Genomic DNA, 17513 nt, shown 5'->3' with positions numbered 1-17513 from the left:
AAATCCTCCTAGTCATTCACTGATATACGTTCCACATTGACAGATAAATTTAACCACTCTTTGATAATGTTAGTAATGTGAATAGGATCACCTGTTGCAAAAAATCGATGATCTGGATTTTCAGTATAACTTGCATGTTCATTACTAAATGTTAGCAATGCACTAACTTCACGAGCCGTTTCTAATCCAGACGAAATCACTGTCTTTTTACCACCAAAATAATCATAGATAGGTTTATAGAGCAATGGATAGTGGGTACATCCTAAAATGACAGTATCAGACTCACTATTACGCCAACGTTTCAGTGTTTGATGAATGACAATGCTTGTAATTGTTGGATCACTATATCTCATTTGTTCTACAAGTGGCACAAAACCTGGACAGGCAACGCCATGTACCTCTACATGTGGATTGATACGTTTAATATGCGTACGATATGCTTCAGATTTAATTGTGCCTTCCGTTCCTAGTACTAATACATTTTGATTTCTAGTAGTCATTATTGCTGTTCTAGCACCTGGTTCAATTACGCCAATCACTGGGATTGATAAGGTCTTTTGTAAATATTCTAAAGCTACAGCAGTTGCTGTATTACAAGCAATCACGAGCATTTTTATATCAAATTCCATTAATTTACGAGCGATTTCAACTGTATATTGTTTTACTTGTTCTCCTGGTCTTGGCCCATATGGGCATCGCCCAATATCACCTAAGTAATAAATCGTCTCATTTGGCAACTGACGCATAATTTCTTTAGCTACTGTCAAACCTCCGACACCAGAGTCTATTACACCTATTGGTTTATTCATATTCGGTCATCCTTACTTTTAATTTAATTTTTAGTTTATCATAACTAAGCATTGGATTTTAGTATTATGCACTGTGTTTACCATTTTTGTCATTATAATATAATATTTATTTTAAATCAGCCCACTATCATATTGTCATGTAATCTGCTTATTAAAAAAATCCCTTCCAAGTTATTGTGTATCTCCATTCAATTTAATTTTGAAAGGAACATAACATTTTAACTCAAAAGGGATTAATTTTTATTCTACTTCATGGTCTGAACCAAAGAATGATTTAAACATGTGGAATGTTGTTTCTCTGTTCATTGCTGCAATGGATGTTGTTAATGGAATACCTTTAGGGCAAGCATTAACACAGTTTTGTGAATTTCCACACTGCTGTAAGCCACCAGTACCCATTAATGCATTTAAACGTTCATCTTTAGTCATAGATCCTGTTGGGTGCAAATTAAACAAACGAACTTGCGAGATTGCTTGCGCACCAACGAATTTATTATTTTCAGTAACATTAGGACAAACCTCTAAACATACACCACATGTCATACATTTAGATAATTCATAAGCTGTTTGACGTTTTTTCTCTGGCATACGTGGTCCCGGACCTAAATCATACGTTCCATCAATTGGGATCCATGCTTTCATACGTTTTAAGTTATCGAACATTCTAGAACGATCAACTTGTAAGTCACGGATAACTGGGAAAGTATTCATTGGCTCTAAACGAATAGGTTGTTCTAATTGATCAACAATCGCAGAACAAGATTGTCTTGCACGACCATTGATAACCATAGAACATGCTCCACATACTTCTTCTAAGCAGTTCATATCCCAGACAACAGGTGTTGTTTTTTCACCTTTAATATTAACTGGGTTACGTCTAATTTCCATTAAACAAGCAATGACGTTTAAATTTTCACGATATGGAATTTCAAATGTTTCTTCATAAGGCTTAGAATCACTTGTATCTTGTCGTTTAATAATTAATTTTACTGTTTTTTGTTTCGGTTTAGATTGTGTTTCATGTTGTGGAGTGTTTTTCACTGATTGTTCAGTCATTATTTTTTACCCCCTTTAGACTTACTTGTGTAATCACGTTTACGAGGTGGTATTAAACTCACATCGACGTCATCATAAGTAAACTGTGGTTTTTCAAATGCGCCTTGGAATGAGGCCATTGTCGTTTTTAACCACTCTTCATCATTACGCTCTGGGAATTCTGGTTTATAATGGGCACCGCGTGATTCGTTACGGTTATATGCACCAATCGTAATAACACGTGCAAGTACTAACATGTTCCATAATTGACGAGTAAAGAATACCGCTTGGTTACTCCAAGTTTGAGTATCTTCCATATCAATATCTTCATAACGTTTCATCAATTCAACAATCTTTTTATCTGTTTCTAACAGTTTTTCATTTTCACGAACAACAGTTACATTTGCTGTCATAATTTCACCAAGTTCACGGTGTAATTTATAGGCATTTTCTGTACCGCGCATAGCTAATAATTTATCAAAACGTTCTTGCTCTTCAGCTTTACGCTTTTCAAAAATACTTTCGTCCATATCAGTATATGATCGATCAATATTTGAAATATAATCAATCGCGTTTGGACCTGCTACTGTACCACCATAAATCGCTGATAACAATGAATTGGCACCTAAGCGGTTACCACCATGTTGAGAGAAGTCACATTCTCCAGCTGCAAATAACCCTTTAATATTTGTCATTTGATCATAATCTACATATAGACCACCCATTGAATAGTGAACAGCTGGGAAAATCTTCATTGGTACTTTGCGTGGGTCATCACCAGTGAATTTTTCATAAATCTCAATGATACCACCTAGTTTTACATCTAACTCATGTGGATCTTTATGTGACAAATCAAGATATACCATGTTTTCGCCATTTATACCTAATTTTTGGTTAATACATACATCGAAAATTTCACGCGTTGCGATATCACGAGGTACTAAGTTACCATAATCAGGATATTTCTCTTCTAAGAAGTACCAAGGCTTACCATCTTTATATGTCCAAATTCGTCCACCTTCACCACGTGCTGATTCACTCATTAGTCGCAGTTTATCATCACCAGGGATTGCAGTAGGATGAATTTGAATGAACTCACCATTAGCATAAATAGCGCCTTGTTGGTAAACAATGGAAGCCGCTGATCCTGTATTAATCATTGAGTTTGTTGTTTTACCGAAAATAATACCAGGGCCACCCGTTGCCATAATAACTGCATCTGAACCAAATGTTTCAATCTCAGCAGTTGTCATATTTTGTGCAACGATACCTCTTGCACTATCATCGTCACCTTTAACTATGCCAAGGAATTCCCATCCTTCATACTTCGTAACTAATCCATCTACTTCATATGCACGAACCTGTTCATCCAATGCATATAATAATTGTTGTCCAGTTGTTGCCCCTGCATATGCTGTTCTGTGGTGTAATGTACCACCGAAACGTCTAAAATCTAATAGACCTTCATTTGTTCTATTGAACATTACGCCCATACGGTCTAATAAATGAATAATTTTAGGTGCTGCCTCTGTCATCGCTTTAACAGGTGGTTGGTTTGCAAGGAAGTCGCCACCATACACTGTATCATCAAAGTGAATCCAAGGAGAATCGCCTTCCCCTTTAGTATTGACCGCACCATTAATGCCACCTTGGGCACAAACAGAGTGCGAACGCTTTACTGGTACAACTGAGAACAAATCTACATGTGCACCTTTTTCTGCCGCTTTAATTGTTGACATTAAGCCCGCTAGGCCACCTCCGACAACAATAAGATGTTTCTCTGCCATAAAAATTTCACTCCCCTAAATTTTCAATCTATATTTGTTAAATGCGATGTATTACATAAAGGCAATAATTGCAGTAACACCAATATACGAAATAACTAAAAATACGATTAATGAAACCCATGTAAATACTCGTTGTGATTTTGGAGATTGAAGTCCACCCCAAGTAACTAAGAATGACCATAAGCCATTTGCAAAGTGGAACACAACAGCAATAATACAAATAATATAAAATATTGCCCATCCAGGATGTTGCAATGTTTCGTGCATTAAATCGTAATTCACTTCTTTGCCGTAAAATGCTTTTTGTAAACGTGTTTGCCATAAATGGATACCAATAAAGATAAATGTTAAGATACCACTCACTCTTTGGAAGAAGAACATCCAGTTTCTAAAAATCGAGTAATGTCCAACATTTTCTTTTGCTGTAAATGCAATGTGTATACCAAACAAACCGTGATATAACAACGGAATGTATATAAATAAAAATTCTACAATAATTAGAAATGGTAATGATTCCATAAAGTTAGATGCCTTATTAAACGCTTCAGCACCTTGTGTTGCTTGGTGATTCACTAATAAATGAACGACCAAAAATGCACCTATTGGGATAATACCTAATAACGAGTGAATACGTCTTAGATAAAATTCATTTTTTGATTGAGCCAAAAGGAGTCCCCCCTGTGAACGAATATTTAATTTATTGAGCTATTTATATTAAACGTACGCTTAACCCCCTAAAGTGATATCGTTTCTAGCGTTGTCATTATCATTAAGCGAAACATTTTAAAGACAAATACACACTGTACGATCACCAAACTGCATGTCGAACAATGTAACATTTGGATTCGATATTTAAAATTGCTTGTGATGATAAACTTTCTCATTTAGAAAACGCTTCCACGTACATTCAAAAAAATAACTTTGTTAACCATATTGTAACATTATTTCATATATTTTGGGGCATGAGAATGATTCTCACGCCCAGTAATTTATTTATGCAATTGTTCATGTAGGTTCTTTGCGACGTTTTCAGGAATACCTATATTTTTAAAATCTTCAAGTGTAGCTTCCTTCATTTTCTTGATTGAACCGAATGAACGCAATAATAATGTTTTACGTTTGTTACCGATACCATCTATATCATCAAGTATTGATTTCAAGCCTGTCTTTTGACGTGTTTGTCTATGAAATGTGATTGCGAATCTGTGAACCTCATCTTGGATACGATGCAACAAATAAAATGCCTGGCTATTTTTCTTCAGTGGTACAATTTCTGCACTAGCGCCATATAATAATTCAGATGTTTGGTGTTTATCATTTTTCTGCAAACCTGCAACAGGGATATCAAGACCTAATTCGTTTTGTAGCACATCAATAACCCCGTTCATATGTCCTTTACCACCATCGACTATTATTAAATCAGGTAATGGTAATCCTTCGTTTAAAACGCGAGAATATCGTCGTCTTACTACTTCTCTCATTGATTTGTAATCATCTGGACCTTTAACCGTTTTGATTTTATACTTTCTATAATTTTTCTTATCTGGTTTACCGTCGACAAATGTAACCATTGCTGACACTGGATCCACACCTTGAATATTAGAATTATCGAATGCTTCAATTCTAATTGGTGTTTGAATTCCCATTTGTGTTCCAAGTTCTTCAATAGCTTTAATCGTTCTTGACTCATCACGTGATATTAATTCAAATTTATTATTTAAGGATACTTTAGCGTTATGTGCAGCTAGGTCAACCATATCTTTTTTGGGACCTCGCGCGGGTTGAACGATTTTAGTGTCCACAACAGATTGAATCATTTCTTTATCCAAATTACGTGGTACATGAACTTCCTTAGGTAAAATATGTTGGTTTAAGCTATAAAATTGTCCAATAAATGTATAAAATTCTTCTTCTTCTGTTTGCTGTAATGGAATCATCGTTGTATCTCGCTTTATCATATTACCTTGTCGTATAAAGAAAACTTGGATACACATCCATCCTTTATCAACACAATAACCAAAGACATCACGAATCGTTTTATCTGATGACATAATTTTTTGTTTGTTTGTCAGATTTTGAATATGTTGAATTAAATCTCTATATTCTTTAGCCCGTTCAAAATCAAGTGATTCACTTGCAGTTAACATTCGCTCTTCTAAACTTTTTAAAATTGTTTTGTCTTCCCCATTCAGAAAATCAGTAATTTCCTTCGTCATTTGTGCGTATTTACTCAAATCAACGTCATATACACATGGTCCTAAACATTGTCCAATATGGTAATAAAGACATAATTTATCTGGCATCTTATCACATTTGCGATATGGATATATTCTGTCTAATAACTTTTTAGTTTCTTGAGCAGAATATGCATTCGGATACGGTCCGAAATATTTGCCAGTACCTTGTTTTACAGTTCTCGTCACTAGTAGTCTAGGATATTTCTCCTTCGTAATTTTAATAAATGGATAACTTTTATCATCCTTTAATAATATATTATATCTTGGTTGATATTGTTTTATCAGATTCAATTCCAGTAAAAGTGACTCTGTTTCACTTGACGTGACAATAAACTCAAAACGACGTATTTCACCAACCAGTCTCGTTGTTTTAGCATCATGAGCACCCGTAAAATATGATCTCAATCGATTTCTTAGCTTTTTAGCTTTGCCAACATATATCACTTGATCATTACGATCTTTCATTAAATAGCAGCCTGGTTCCATAGGTACGACATTTAATTTATTTTTAATTCGTTGCTTATAGTCTTCCAAAAATATCCCCCCTTCTAATTTTAAAATGAATGATGCTACAAAAGTGCTTCAAATTTATCACCACTAATTCTAGTTAATAATCAACATCTTCGAGTATGACTTTTCATGCACATCATGTAATATTGAACATGGTTTTATCAAACCAACTGCTACAAATCTATCAGCATGCTAGATTATCATTTAACGTTCATAGATTTATTAATCCCACCATTCTCAAGTCGTAAACAATATGATGACTTATCATTCAACTTTTTATATTAAAAACACAAACAAAAACTGGAGCAATTCATTAAAGAAATGCCCCAGTCGTCATTGGTTGTAACTTATAAATGTTTATCTAAAACTTCAGCTAAGTTTTCTTTTGGTTGGAAGCCAACAACTTTATCAACTGGTTGACCGTCTTTAAAGACGATTAATGTTGGAATACTCATCACTTCATATTTAGCTGCAGTTGATGGATTTTCATCAACATCTAATTTTAAAATGTCAGCTTTACCTTCATAGTCAGCTGCTAATTCTTCTAATACCGGAGCGATCATTTTACATGGACCACACCATGTTGCCCAAAAATCTACTAGTTGTACACCAGATTCTACTTTTGAATCAAAATCTGCATCTGTTACTTTTACGATTGCCATAAATGCCAATCCTCCTTAATTATTATTATGATGTTCAAATTATATCAGATAACATGCTTCATGTATTTCTATTTGCTCAATTTTTATGCTTATTTCAAATAACATGTTTGAAATGTATTCTTGTTGCTTTACATTATTTTAACTGCAGCTATTTAATTTATCAAATTATAATTTATTTTAGTGTTGCAACGGTAACGCCAAATCCACCTTCGCTTGGCATACCACCTCTAAAGTCACTAACACTTTTATGCTTTTTCAAATGTTGTTGTACACCTTTTTGAAGTGCACCTGTACCTTTACCATGAATGATATAAACTTGTTCGTAATTACTTAAAACGGCTTGATCTAAATATTGATCTAGTTCAATTAAAGCATCCTCATAACGATAGCCTCGTAAGTCAAGTTCAGTTTTAATTGTTTGACGATTTTGACGTGTAACCATTTTCGTTGGCTTAACTTTTTCTTTTTGTTTTTTCTCTAAATCTTCAATAGGTAACTTCATTTTAATAATTCCCATTTGAACAATTGCTTCTTCATCATTGACAATTTCTAAAACTTCACCCTTTTGACCGTAAGATAATACTTTTACTTCATCACCAGCAACAATTTTATCGTATTTTTGCTTTTGTACATTTTGCTTTATAGATTTCGCTTCATAATGATCATCTAATCGTTTCTTCTTATCAATCAATTCATGTTCTTTAACATCTGCACCTTTTTGTTCACGCAATTGTCTTAAGTCTTTAATAATATCGTCAGCTTCTTTTGTTGCAGCCTTAATCTTCTGATTTGCTTTTTCTTTCGCTTCCTCTATTAGAGACTTTTCATAATTTTGGAATTGTTGATACTGCTTAGATAAATCATCATGCACTTGCTCCGCTTCTTTTACAAGACGGTCCAGTTCTAACCTCTGTGTCTCTACACGTTTGTAATTACGCTCTAATGATTCAATCATTTCATTTATTTCTTTTTCATCAGTACCAATCATCGTCTTAGCCTTATTAATAATATTCAAACTAAGACCTAACTTTTTAGAAATGTCAAAAGCATTTGAACGACCCGGCACACCCATTAATAACTTATACGTTGGACTCAAAGTATCTACATCAAATTCTACACTCGCATTCATAACGCCTTCTCGATTATAACTATATGCTTTAAGTTCAGGATAGTGCGTCGTTGCCATTACTAGAGAACCAATTTTTCTAACATGATCTAAAATGCTCATTGCTAATGCAGCACCTTCACTCGGATCTGTACCTGCACCTAATTCATCAAATAAAACTAAACTATGTTTGTCTGCATGCTTTAAAATTTCAACTATATTCGTCATATGAGATGAAAAAGTTGATAATGATTGTTCTATTGATTGTTCATCTCCGATATCGCAATATACATTTTTAAATACACTTAACTGACTACCATCAAGTGTGGGAATCAACAATCCTGATTGAGCCATAACAATAATTAAACCTAATGTTTTTAATGTTACAGTTTTACCACCTGTATTCGGTCCTGTAATAATTACCGTTTCAATATCTTCCATAAATTCGATGGTATTAGCTACAACAGTCTCACGATTTAATAATGGATGGTATGCTTTAGGTAAATATACAGTACGGTCCTCTTTAAATATCGGCTTTGTTCCTTTAATACTTCTACTATATCTCGCTTTTGCGATTAAAAAATCTAACTGACCCATGACTTGTTCTGCCACAAGTAGTGCATCTTTGTCCGCAGCCACATAACCAGTTAGTTGCGTTAAAATGCGTTCTTTTTCAATTGCTTCGTCATGACGTAATCGACTAATTTGATTATTCATTTCAACAACTGATGATGGCTCAATATACAATGTTTGTCCTGAAGCAGATTGATCATGTACAATCCCATTAAAATCTTGTCGATATTCAGCTTTGACAGGTATAACGTTTCTTTCATTCCTAACTGTTACAATAGCATCTGATAATTTTTTCTGATTTGCTTGGCTTTTAACAATACGGTCCAAATTTTGTCTAATACGTTGATTCGTGCTAGAAATTTTACTTCTAATCCCTTGCAATTCATAACTCGCATTATCATATAAATCATACGTATCGCATGTTTCATTTATTTGTTGAAAAAGATCAGTTAACACAGGTAATTGATTCATCTTGTCATCTAATATTGGGTATTTAACACCTTCATCTTCTTCAACCAATTGATTATAAAATGTCTTGAATTGATTTTGTACTTGAATTAATCTTTTTATCAAGTTAAGCTCTGATACATTTAAAACGCCGCCAATATCAGCGCGATGAATGAATGCTGATACTTTAGATAAGCCACTCAAGCTTGGTAAACGATGCTTATTATAGATTTGAGCAATCTCATCCGTTTCTTCCATTTGAAAAACAACCGTTTCAAAATTAGTAGCTGGCATCATTTGATTGACCTTTTCCAAGCCTAAGTCACTAATAGTTTCATTGGCAACGAGTGATTTTATTTTTTCGAATTCTAAGACGTCTAATGTTTTTTGTCTCATAAAATCCCTCTATTTCTTAAGTTTTATATTATTTTCAATAAAGTCTTTAAAAGCTTCACGCGATAATGCGTTAATCACTCTATCTTTTGTTACAAATCCTTTTTGCGCAGTTGCTACGCCATAATTCATAAAATCTAAATGATTTGTATGATGCGCATCAGTGTTAATAGTTAATTTCACATTTGGATATTTACGAACGATATCAGCGTTCAGATCCAGTCGATGTGGATTGGCATTAATTTCTAATACTGTATTCGTTTCTTCAGCTAATGCCATTAATTGTTCAATATTCGGTTTATAACCATCTCTTCTACCTATAATACGCCCTGTTGGATGCGCTATATGTCGCACGTATGGATTGCGACATGCATTAGCTAATCGTTCCATAATTTGTTCTTCTGATTGGTTAAAGCTTTGATGAATAGCTCCAATTACATAATCAAGTTGTGCTAAAATTTCATCATCATAATCCAGCGAGCCATCAGGTAATATATCCATTTCTGTACCTGAATAAATATCAATTTCACTATATTCTTTATCTAAAACCTTAATTTCTTCATTTTGTCTTAAAAGTCTTTCCACTTGTAAGCCATTAGCAACACGTAAACTTTGTGAATGATCAGTAATTACCATGAATTTATAACCTTTTGCGATATTTGCTTCTACCATGTCTCGAATAGAAAACGCACCATCACTATACGTTGTATGCATATGAATATCACCATTAATATCATCTAATGTAATGATATTACTTAGATCTTTATCAAATTCGCTACCATCTTCTCGCATAGCAGGTGGTATAAAATTCACATTAAAATGTTCATATATCTTGGCTTCACTATCATATTGAATTAATGTACCATCAGCTTGTTCAATTCCATATTCACTTACTTTTTCATCACGTGCTTTAGCAAGTTGTCGAATTCTTATATTATGTTCTTTTGACCCAGTAAAATGCTGCAATGTATGATAAAAAGCACTTGGTTCAATTAATCGAAAATCGACACCAATCGTTTCATCATCATACGCTAATTCTAATGAAACTTTTGTGTTCCCCACTGCAACTTCTTTTACTTTATTGGGAATATTTAATAATTGCTGCTGCACTGCTTTTGGGTTATCGGTACTTATTATGAAATCTAAATCTTTGCTCATTTCTTTAAAACGACGGAAGCTTCCTGCAGATGAATATTGATCGATATAATTTAATGTATCTATATAATCAATGATTTCTTGATTAAGTCTTCTCATTTGATCAATTGGATATCTATCTTTCTTAGCACTAAGTTGTTTCACAGCTTCTAATATGTTTTGTTCCGTTTTCTTAGCAAATCCGCTTAATTCACTAACTTTTCCATTTTCACAAGCAACTTGAAGTGACGCTTTATCAACAATATTCAACTCTTTATATAGCTTAGCAATTTTCTTACTTCCAAGTCCTTGAATTTTCAAAAGTGGAATAAGACCTTCCGGAACTTCTTCCTGTAATTGCTGTAAATACTGAGATTCACCGGTCTCACGGTAATCATTGATTACTTCTGCAACACCTTTACCAATGCCTTTTAACTCCGTTACATCAGATATTTCATCTAATGGTCGTTCATCTAATTCAAGACTTTGAGCTGCTTTTCGATACGCTGATATTTTAAAAGTATTTTCCCCTTTTAATTCCATATAAGTAGCAATTTGTTCTAATAGTTTGATAACATCTTTTTTTGTCATAATAACACTCCATAAAAAGAAGACCAGGACGTATCATTAATATATACCTTTGTCCTGACCTCTTATGATAATTTATAAATTAATGGTGAAAGCCGATAAATATGGGATGTGAAAAATCAATGAATGACTCACAATAGATATTTTAAGCTGATGTTGTAATGCTTCGTTAGGATATAATGCCAATAGATATAACGTAAAGTGTAAGACAATTATCGTCATAAACACACCAACTATCATTCCCATTGCACGACTGAAAATATGAATGTTTTGATACGCTATTATTTTATCAAAAGTTACGATAATTAGATATAAAATGAACTTACAAAACAATGTAATCATTAAAAAAGCTACAATCGCTTCAAATCGATTTTGTAGATGATTAAAATGAAACGCAAAAGTTGTATTAAATGCTGTTGTTTTAGGATATGGAATAAATACAATTAATCTTTCTACAATAGATTTGTAAAATTGACTGGCAATCCACAATGATACAATCGTTGCACTCAAATGTATCATAGATAACCAAAAACCTCGTCTGAATCCAACGATGACAAAATACACAAAGAAAATGATTATGATAAAATCAATGACCATTTATTGCTCACGCTGCTGCAATTTGTGAATTTGTTGTTTCAAACGTCGATTTTCTTCTTCTAGTAGTACTTTTTCATGCATAATATTCACAGCAGTTAGTATTGCTTTTCTTGAAGTATCTAAACCTGCTGCTTTATACCCTAATTCTTTTATTTTATCATCAACTAAATGTGCTACATATCGTATGTGCTCTGGGTTATCTTCCCCAACAATTGTAAAAAGCTGATCATTAATTGATACATTTACCTTGTTTTTAAACTGTGCCATTTATAATTTCTCCTGATCCTTTTTTTAAAATCTAAATTCACGTTATAAAATATGACTGGATAGTTTGTCTGAATTTGATACTAATATTGTTATATTGCAATTATGATAAAACAACAACACAATCTCTATAGATGACTTAATGTACTTTTTATAATGAAATGAAATAATGTAAAGAATTTTCTATTCAATACTTTATCATGTTTAAATTGTGTCACTATAACATTTTCATAAACATTATACATGACCACTATGTATTTTGTAAGTATCCGCAATTAATTCTTTACAACATATATAAATGTTTCTGACGTTATTATCATTTATGATATGATTATTTTTGCTAATGATAATGAAATTATATGAAAGGATTTACACAAATGGCGAATATCGTTTTTAAATTGTCGGATAAAGACATAACGACATTAATGTCACGCATTTCTTTTGATACTGAGAATTTACCTCAAGGTATGAAAGCACGTGCAAAGTATCAAAATACAACTGTAAATATTTACCAATCAGGTAAAGTCATGTTTCAGGGTAATCATGCAGAAGCTGTGTCTGAAGAACTTCTACCGCAGCATTCTCAATTGAATACTAATAAAACTAAAAAGAAAAATATGGCTAATTCTTTTCTTGAACAAACTTTAATGTATGATCAATTTAACTGTATTGGTAGTGATGAAGCTGGAAGTGGCGATTACTTTGGTCCGTTGACTGTGTGTGCTGCTTTCGTTACCAAAGAGCATGTCCCTATTTTAAAAACTTTGGGTGTAGATGACTCAAAAAAATTAACCGATACCAAAATTGTAGAACTTGCTGAGCAATTGGTTACTTTCATCCCACATTCACTATTAACACTACACAATGAAAAATATAATATTCAGCAAGCAAAAGGCTGGACTCAAGTAAAAATGAAAGCTGTTCTTCATAATGAAGCCATCAAAAATGTACTTGAAAAAATTGATTCGTCTCAATTAGACTATATCGTCATTGATCAGTTCGCAAAACGCGAAGTGTATAACCATTACGCATTATCCGATATACCACTTCCAAAGAAAACAAAATTTGAAACAAAAGGAGAATCGAAGTCATTAGCCATTGCAGTGGCAAGCATAATTTCTCGATACGCATTTGTTACATATATGGATCAAATATCAAAAAATATTAATATGACGATTCCTAAAGGTGCCGGTGCTAAAGTCGATGTAATCGCCGCCAAAATTATAAAAAAATACGGTCTTTCACGTTTAGATACCATTTCAAAAAAGCATTTTAAAAATCGTGAAAAAGCCCAAAAAATTTTAAAGCCTCTTTGATTTTTAATCATTATAAATTGGATCCTAATAGGAAATCCTATTAGGTAAGTCATACTAATTTGCTTTGCTCATAAGTATGACTTTATATGCAGTTGTGCGAAGCATCATCTGTATTCCGCTGTTCCTCTTTGACTTTTTAAATGAATTGGAACCTAATAGGTGAATCCAAAAATAAAACCCCATGTTAAGGATATCAATCTACTTCAGATATCCTTATACATGGGGTTTAAATCATTATCTAATAACAGCACCTTGTTCAATTAATGCTACTTCAATTTCCGCTTGTACTTTTGAAACGCGCTCATCTGTCAATGTTTCTTCTGTGTCTAAATAATTTAAACGTATTGCAATTGATTTTTTACCTTTTTCTAAATGTTCGCCCTGATATACATCAAAGACAAGTGTATCTTTTAATATATTGCCACCGTGTGCATGAATCGTTGATAATAAATCAGCTGCTGGAATATTTTGATCTACTTCTAATGCAATGTCACGAGACATGCCTGGGAATCTCGGAATTGGCTGGTAATTAATGTAACCTACCGACACAGCCATTAATGCATCAAAATTCAACTCAAAAACATACGTACGTTTTAAATCATTATCAGCTGCTAATGTTGGATGTAATTCACCAATAAAACCAACAACTTTATTCTCTAATAAGATTTCAGCAGTACGACCTGGATGTAATCGATCAATATCAGCACGACGATAACTAAATTCAAGGTTTAACTTTTCAGATACTCGATCCACGACACCTTTTGCTAAATAGAAATCAACCGTTTCTTTCTTACCTTGCCATTGATTGACTACATAATCTCCAGTTAAAATACCACTTAAATATTCAACTTGATCTGGTAGTTCACCTTCTCCATTAGCAAAGAAGACATTGCCGATTTCAAATAATTTTACATCTTTATTTTTGCGTGCCACATTATATGATGCCGCTTCGATTAAATGTGGTAATAAACTTTGACGTAATGACGCATGCGCTTCACTCATTGGCATCAATAAATCAATTGTTTGACGCTGTTGCATCGAAAATGCAGTAGCATCCTCTTTAGAAACTAACGAATACGTAATAGCTTGATCTAATCCAGCACCTTCTAACACTTCTTTAACCATTCTAGTTTTATATTGGCGATCAGTTAGCTGACCACTAGTAACTTTTTCGAAGACAGGTAACGTTGATGGAATATCGTCGTAACCATATATACGTGCAACTTCTTCAATTAAATCTTCTTTAATTGTAATATCTTTACGACGTGATGGTACTTGCACTGTAATATCATCATCATTTATTTCTGTATCAAACCCTAGTTGATTAAAAATAGTAACAATATCATTTTGTGACAAATCAAATCCAATAGTGCGATTAATTTTATCAGCAGTGATGTCGATTGGTGTAATAAATGCACCAAGCTCTCCTGAAGACACTCTATCTTTTAGCACTTTTCCGTTTGCATAAGTTTGTAATAAATAACATGCACGGTCGACTGCTTCATCTACAAATTCAGTAGCTATTCCTTTTTCAAAACGACTAGATGATTCACTGCGTAAATTTAAACGTCTTGATGTATGACGAATTGAAACTGGATCAAAAATAGCACCTTCAATCACTATATTTGATGTTTGTTCTTTAACTTCTGAAAAATCGCCACCCATAACACCAGCTAATGCAATTGGAGTTTGTCCATTAGTAATGACAATATCGCTCGTTAATAATTCACGTTCTGTATCATCTAATGTTGTCATTTTTTCACCTTCATTAGCTTGACGAACAACAATTTGTTGTGAACCAATCGCATCTTGATCAAACATGTGCAATGGTTGACCGTATTCTAATAACACATAATTTGAAATGTCAACAACATTATTAATAGGACGTATACCCGCTTTTATTAAGCGTGCTTGCATCCAAATTGGCGAGGGTTCAATTGTCACGTCGTGAACAACACGTGCACTATAATATGGTACTTTATCTTCATTTTCAATTGTCACAGTCAATTCATCATTTGCAGATAACTCAAGCTCATTTGATGTTGTCTCTGGCTTAGTCATTTTTGTATTATATAATGCTGCAACTTCATAAGCAGTACCTATCATACTTAAAGCATCTGCACGATTCGGCGTTAAATCAAATTCCATTACTTGATCATCTAAATATAAAGCTTGTAAGGCATCTGTTCCTGGAACTTGGGATTCACTATAAACATAAATGCCTGATTCAAAACTTTTCGGTACATAATTACTTGAAATACCAATTTCTTGTAACGAACAAATCATACCTTCTGAACGTTCACCGCGTAATTTGGCACGCTTAATTTTAATACCACCAGGCAATCTGCCACCTACTTTAGCAACAATGACATATTGTCCTGCATCAACGTTCGGTGCACCACAAACGATTTGTACAGGTTCGTCTTCTCCGATATCAACTTGGCAAACATTTAATTTATCAGCATCAGGATGTTTCTCTTTTGACTTAACGAAGCCGACAACTAAATTTTTGATATCTTTTGTGTAGTCAATTAAATCATCCACTTCAATACCTGTGCGCGTAATACGTTCTGCCAAATTACTTACAGAATCATCGATTGTTACATATTCTTTCAACCATTCATTTGATATCAACATTACATGTCACCTCTATCTTCTACCGCTTTAAATTGATCTAAAAATCTCACATCATTAGTATAGAAATGACGAATATCTTCTATACCATATTTCAACATTGCAATACGGTCTGGTCCCATACCAAATGCAAATCCAGAGTACTCTGAAGAATCAAAACCAGCCATTTCTAATACATTAGGATGTACCATTCCAGCACCTAAAATTTCAATCCATCCTGTGTGTTTACACACATTACAACCTTTTCCTTTACATTTAAAACATGACACATCAACTTCTACAGAAGGTTCAGTGAATGGGAAGTAACTTGGACGTAAACGAATTTCACGATCAGCACCAAATAATTTCTTAGCTAACAATTCTAAAGTGCCTTTCAAATCACTCATTTTAACGTTTTTATCAACAACTAATCCTTCGATTTGTGTAAATTGATGACTATGTGTCGCATCATCAGAGTCACGACGATACACTTTACCAGGGCAAATAATTTTAACTGGACCTTGACCATGACGTGATTCCATCGTACGTGCCTGCACTGGTGATGTATGCGTACGTAATAAAATTTCATCCGTAATATAGAAACTATCTTGCATATCACGTGCAGGGTGTGATTTAGGTAAATTCAGCATTTCGAAGTTATAATGATCTTGTTCAACTTCATATCCATTCACAATTTCATAACCTAAACCTAAGAATAAGTCTTCAATTTCTTCTATTGTACGTGTTAATGGATGCTTTGAACCGATTTCAATATGACGACCTGGTAATGATACATCAATTGTTTCTTCAGCCAATTGCTTATTTAATTTTTCTTTAACTAACATCTGTTGTCTTTCATCTAATTCATTTTGAATTGTTTGACGCAATTCATTCACTTTTTGACCAAACGCAGGTTTCTCTTCATTCGGCAAATCCTTCATCAATTTCATTAGTCCGCTAACTGACCCTTTTTTACCTAAGTATTTCACTTTAACTTCTTGCAGTGCACGTTCATCATTTGCTTCATTAATATCTACAAGCGCTTGTTGTTTTAACTCTGACATTGTTTGTTGTTCAGACATATGTCACTGACCTCCCTATTCGAACTATTCATTTTATATTTATCATATTTGTTGTTTAACTAAAAAAAGACTTTCATCCTCTTAAAAAATAAGGGACGAAAGTCATTTCCGTGGTACCACCCAAATTTATGCCTAAGCATACACTTGTTTAATATTGATAACGGATTGTCTTTCCGACTTAAATCTCTTTAAGTAACCAAAAAGGTGAAAAGACTTTAAATAATTGGAATAACTTGCAGTCACGATTATTCTCCCTAAAACAATTATTTATATAAATGTCCATGCCTTTTTATTGGTTTATATTCAATTGTGTATGCAATCACGTAGAAATGTTCTGTTAAACAATTAATTATAATTATAT

The 17513-nt window shown here is 33.4% G+C and carries 13 protein-coding genes and 1 pseudogene; 2 read left to right on the top strand and 12 right to left on the bottom strand.

All coding sequences use genetic code 11. The features are described from left to right. Window positions 1-8: 8 nt before the first annotated feature. The 5 genes from racE to uvrC all read right to left on the bottom strand — a co-directional run bounded on the left by racE (window position 9) and on the right by uvrC (window position 6402). Window positions 9-809, bottom strand: coding sequence for a glutamate racemase (gene racE / locus IDG64_RS04040; protein ID WP_001039661.1), 801 nt, complete (start codon window positions 807-809; stop codon window positions 9-11). A gap of 240 nt (window positions 810-1049) precedes the next feature. After that, complete coding sequence (gene sdhB, locus IDG64_RS04035; protein ID WP_000139712.1) at window positions 1050-1865, bottom strand: succinate dehydrogenase iron-sulfur subunit; 816 nt, start codon at window positions 1863-1865, stop codon at window positions 1050-1052. Further along, entirely contained in the window at window positions 1865-3631 is a 1767-nt protein-coding gene (gene sdhA / locus IDG64_RS04030) for a succinate dehydrogenase flavoprotein subunit (protein WP_000818278.1), read from the bottom strand. Before sdhA ends, sdhB begins: the two co-directional genes overlap by 1 nt. 51 nt (window positions 3632-3682) lie before the next feature. After that, window positions 3683-4297, bottom strand: a complete 615-nt coding sequence (locus IDG64_RS04025) for a succinate dehydrogenase cytochrome b558 subunit (RefSeq protein ID WP_000079317.1) — start codon at window positions 4295-4297, stop codon at window positions 3683-3685. A gap of 323 nt (window positions 4298-4620) precedes the next feature. Beyond that, window positions 4621-6402 (bottom strand): excinuclease ABC subunit UvrC, encoded by a 1782-nt coding sequence (gene uvrC, locus IDG64_RS04020; protein ID WP_000390524.1) that lies wholly within the window; start codon window positions 6400-6402, stop codon window positions 4621-4623. Window positions 6403-6567: 165 nt separating this feature from the next. Here uvrC and IDG64_RS04015 point away from each other — a divergent pair, with 165 nt between their 5' ends. After that, on the top strand, window positions 6568-6663 hold the full coding sequence (locus tag IDG64_RS04015) for a hypothetical protein (protein ID WP_001788625.1): 96 nt from the start codon (window positions 6568-6570) through the stop codon (window positions 6661-6663). A 62-nt stretch (window positions 6664-6725) separates the two neighbouring features. Here the strand turns inward: IDG64_RS04015 and trxA are convergent, their stop codons facing one another. The 5 genes and pseudogenes from trxA to zapA all read right to left on the bottom strand — a co-directional run bounded on the left by trxA (window position 6726) and on the right by zapA (window position 12144). Next, the gene (trxA, locus tag IDG64_RS04010; protein ID WP_001018928.1) at window positions 6726-7040 is read right to left on the bottom strand and encodes a thioredoxin; all 315 of its coding nucleotides are present in this window, start codon (window positions 7038-7040) and stop codon (window positions 6726-6728) included. 172 nt (window positions 7041-7212) lie between these two features. Further along, window positions 7213-9561 carry an endonuclease MutS2 gene (locus tag IDG64_RS04005; RefSeq protein WP_001249285.1) on the bottom strand — a complete coding sequence of 783 codons (2349 nt, stop codon included), beginning with the start codon at window positions 9559-9561 and terminating at the stop codon, window positions 7213-7215. A gap of 9 nt (window positions 9562-9570) precedes the next feature. Then, on the bottom strand, window positions 9571-11283 hold the full coding sequence (gene polX, locus IDG64_RS04000) for a DNA polymerase/3'-5' exonuclease PolX (protein ID WP_000161950.1): 1713 nt from the start codon (window positions 11281-11283) through the stop codon (window positions 9571-9573). A gap of 72 nt (window positions 11284-11355) precedes the next feature. After that, on the bottom strand, window positions 11356-11877 hold the full coding sequence (locus IDG64_RS03995) for a CvpA family protein (protein ID WP_000234068.1): 522 nt from the start codon (window positions 11875-11877) through the stop codon (window positions 11356-11358). A gap of 7 nt (window positions 11878-11884) precedes the next feature. Then, window positions 11885-12144, bottom strand: a pseudogene (zapA, locus tag IDG64_RS03990) (cell division protein ZapA). 374 nt (window positions 12145-12518) lie between these two features. Between zapA and rnhC the strand changes: the two are divergent. Continuing rightward, window positions 12519-13457, top strand: a complete 939-nt coding sequence (rnhC, locus tag IDG64_RS03985) for a ribonuclease HIII (protein WP_001284260.1) — start codon at window positions 12519-12521, stop codon at window positions 13455-13457. Between the two features lie 234 nt (window positions 13458-13691). Here the strand turns inward: rnhC and pheT are convergent, their stop codons facing one another. Together pheT and pheS are read right to left on the bottom strand one after the other, a co-directional pair. Then, window positions 13692-16094: a phenylalanine--tRNA ligase subunit beta gene (pheT, locus tag IDG64_RS03980; protein WP_000909002.1), complete on the bottom strand. Its 2403-nt coding sequence runs from the start codon at window positions 16092-16094 to the stop codon at window positions 13692-13694. Next, window positions 16094-17152 (bottom strand): phenylalanine--tRNA ligase subunit alpha, encoded by a 1059-nt coding sequence (gene pheS, locus IDG64_RS03975; protein WP_000003566.1) that lies wholly within the window; start codon window positions 17150-17152, stop codon window positions 16094-16096. Before pheS ends, pheT begins: the two co-directional genes overlap by 1 nt. Window positions 17153-17513 lie beyond the last annotated feature (361 nt).

Origin of the sequence: Staphylococcus sp. EG-SA-15, assembly GCF_017151895.1 — a bacterium.
Taxonomy (GTDB): Bacteria; Bacillota; Bacilli; order Staphylococcales; family Staphylococcaceae; genus Staphylococcus; species Staphylococcus aureus.
Note: the sequence above shows the minus strand (reverse complement) of the source record. Positions and strands in the feature narration are given on the sequence as shown.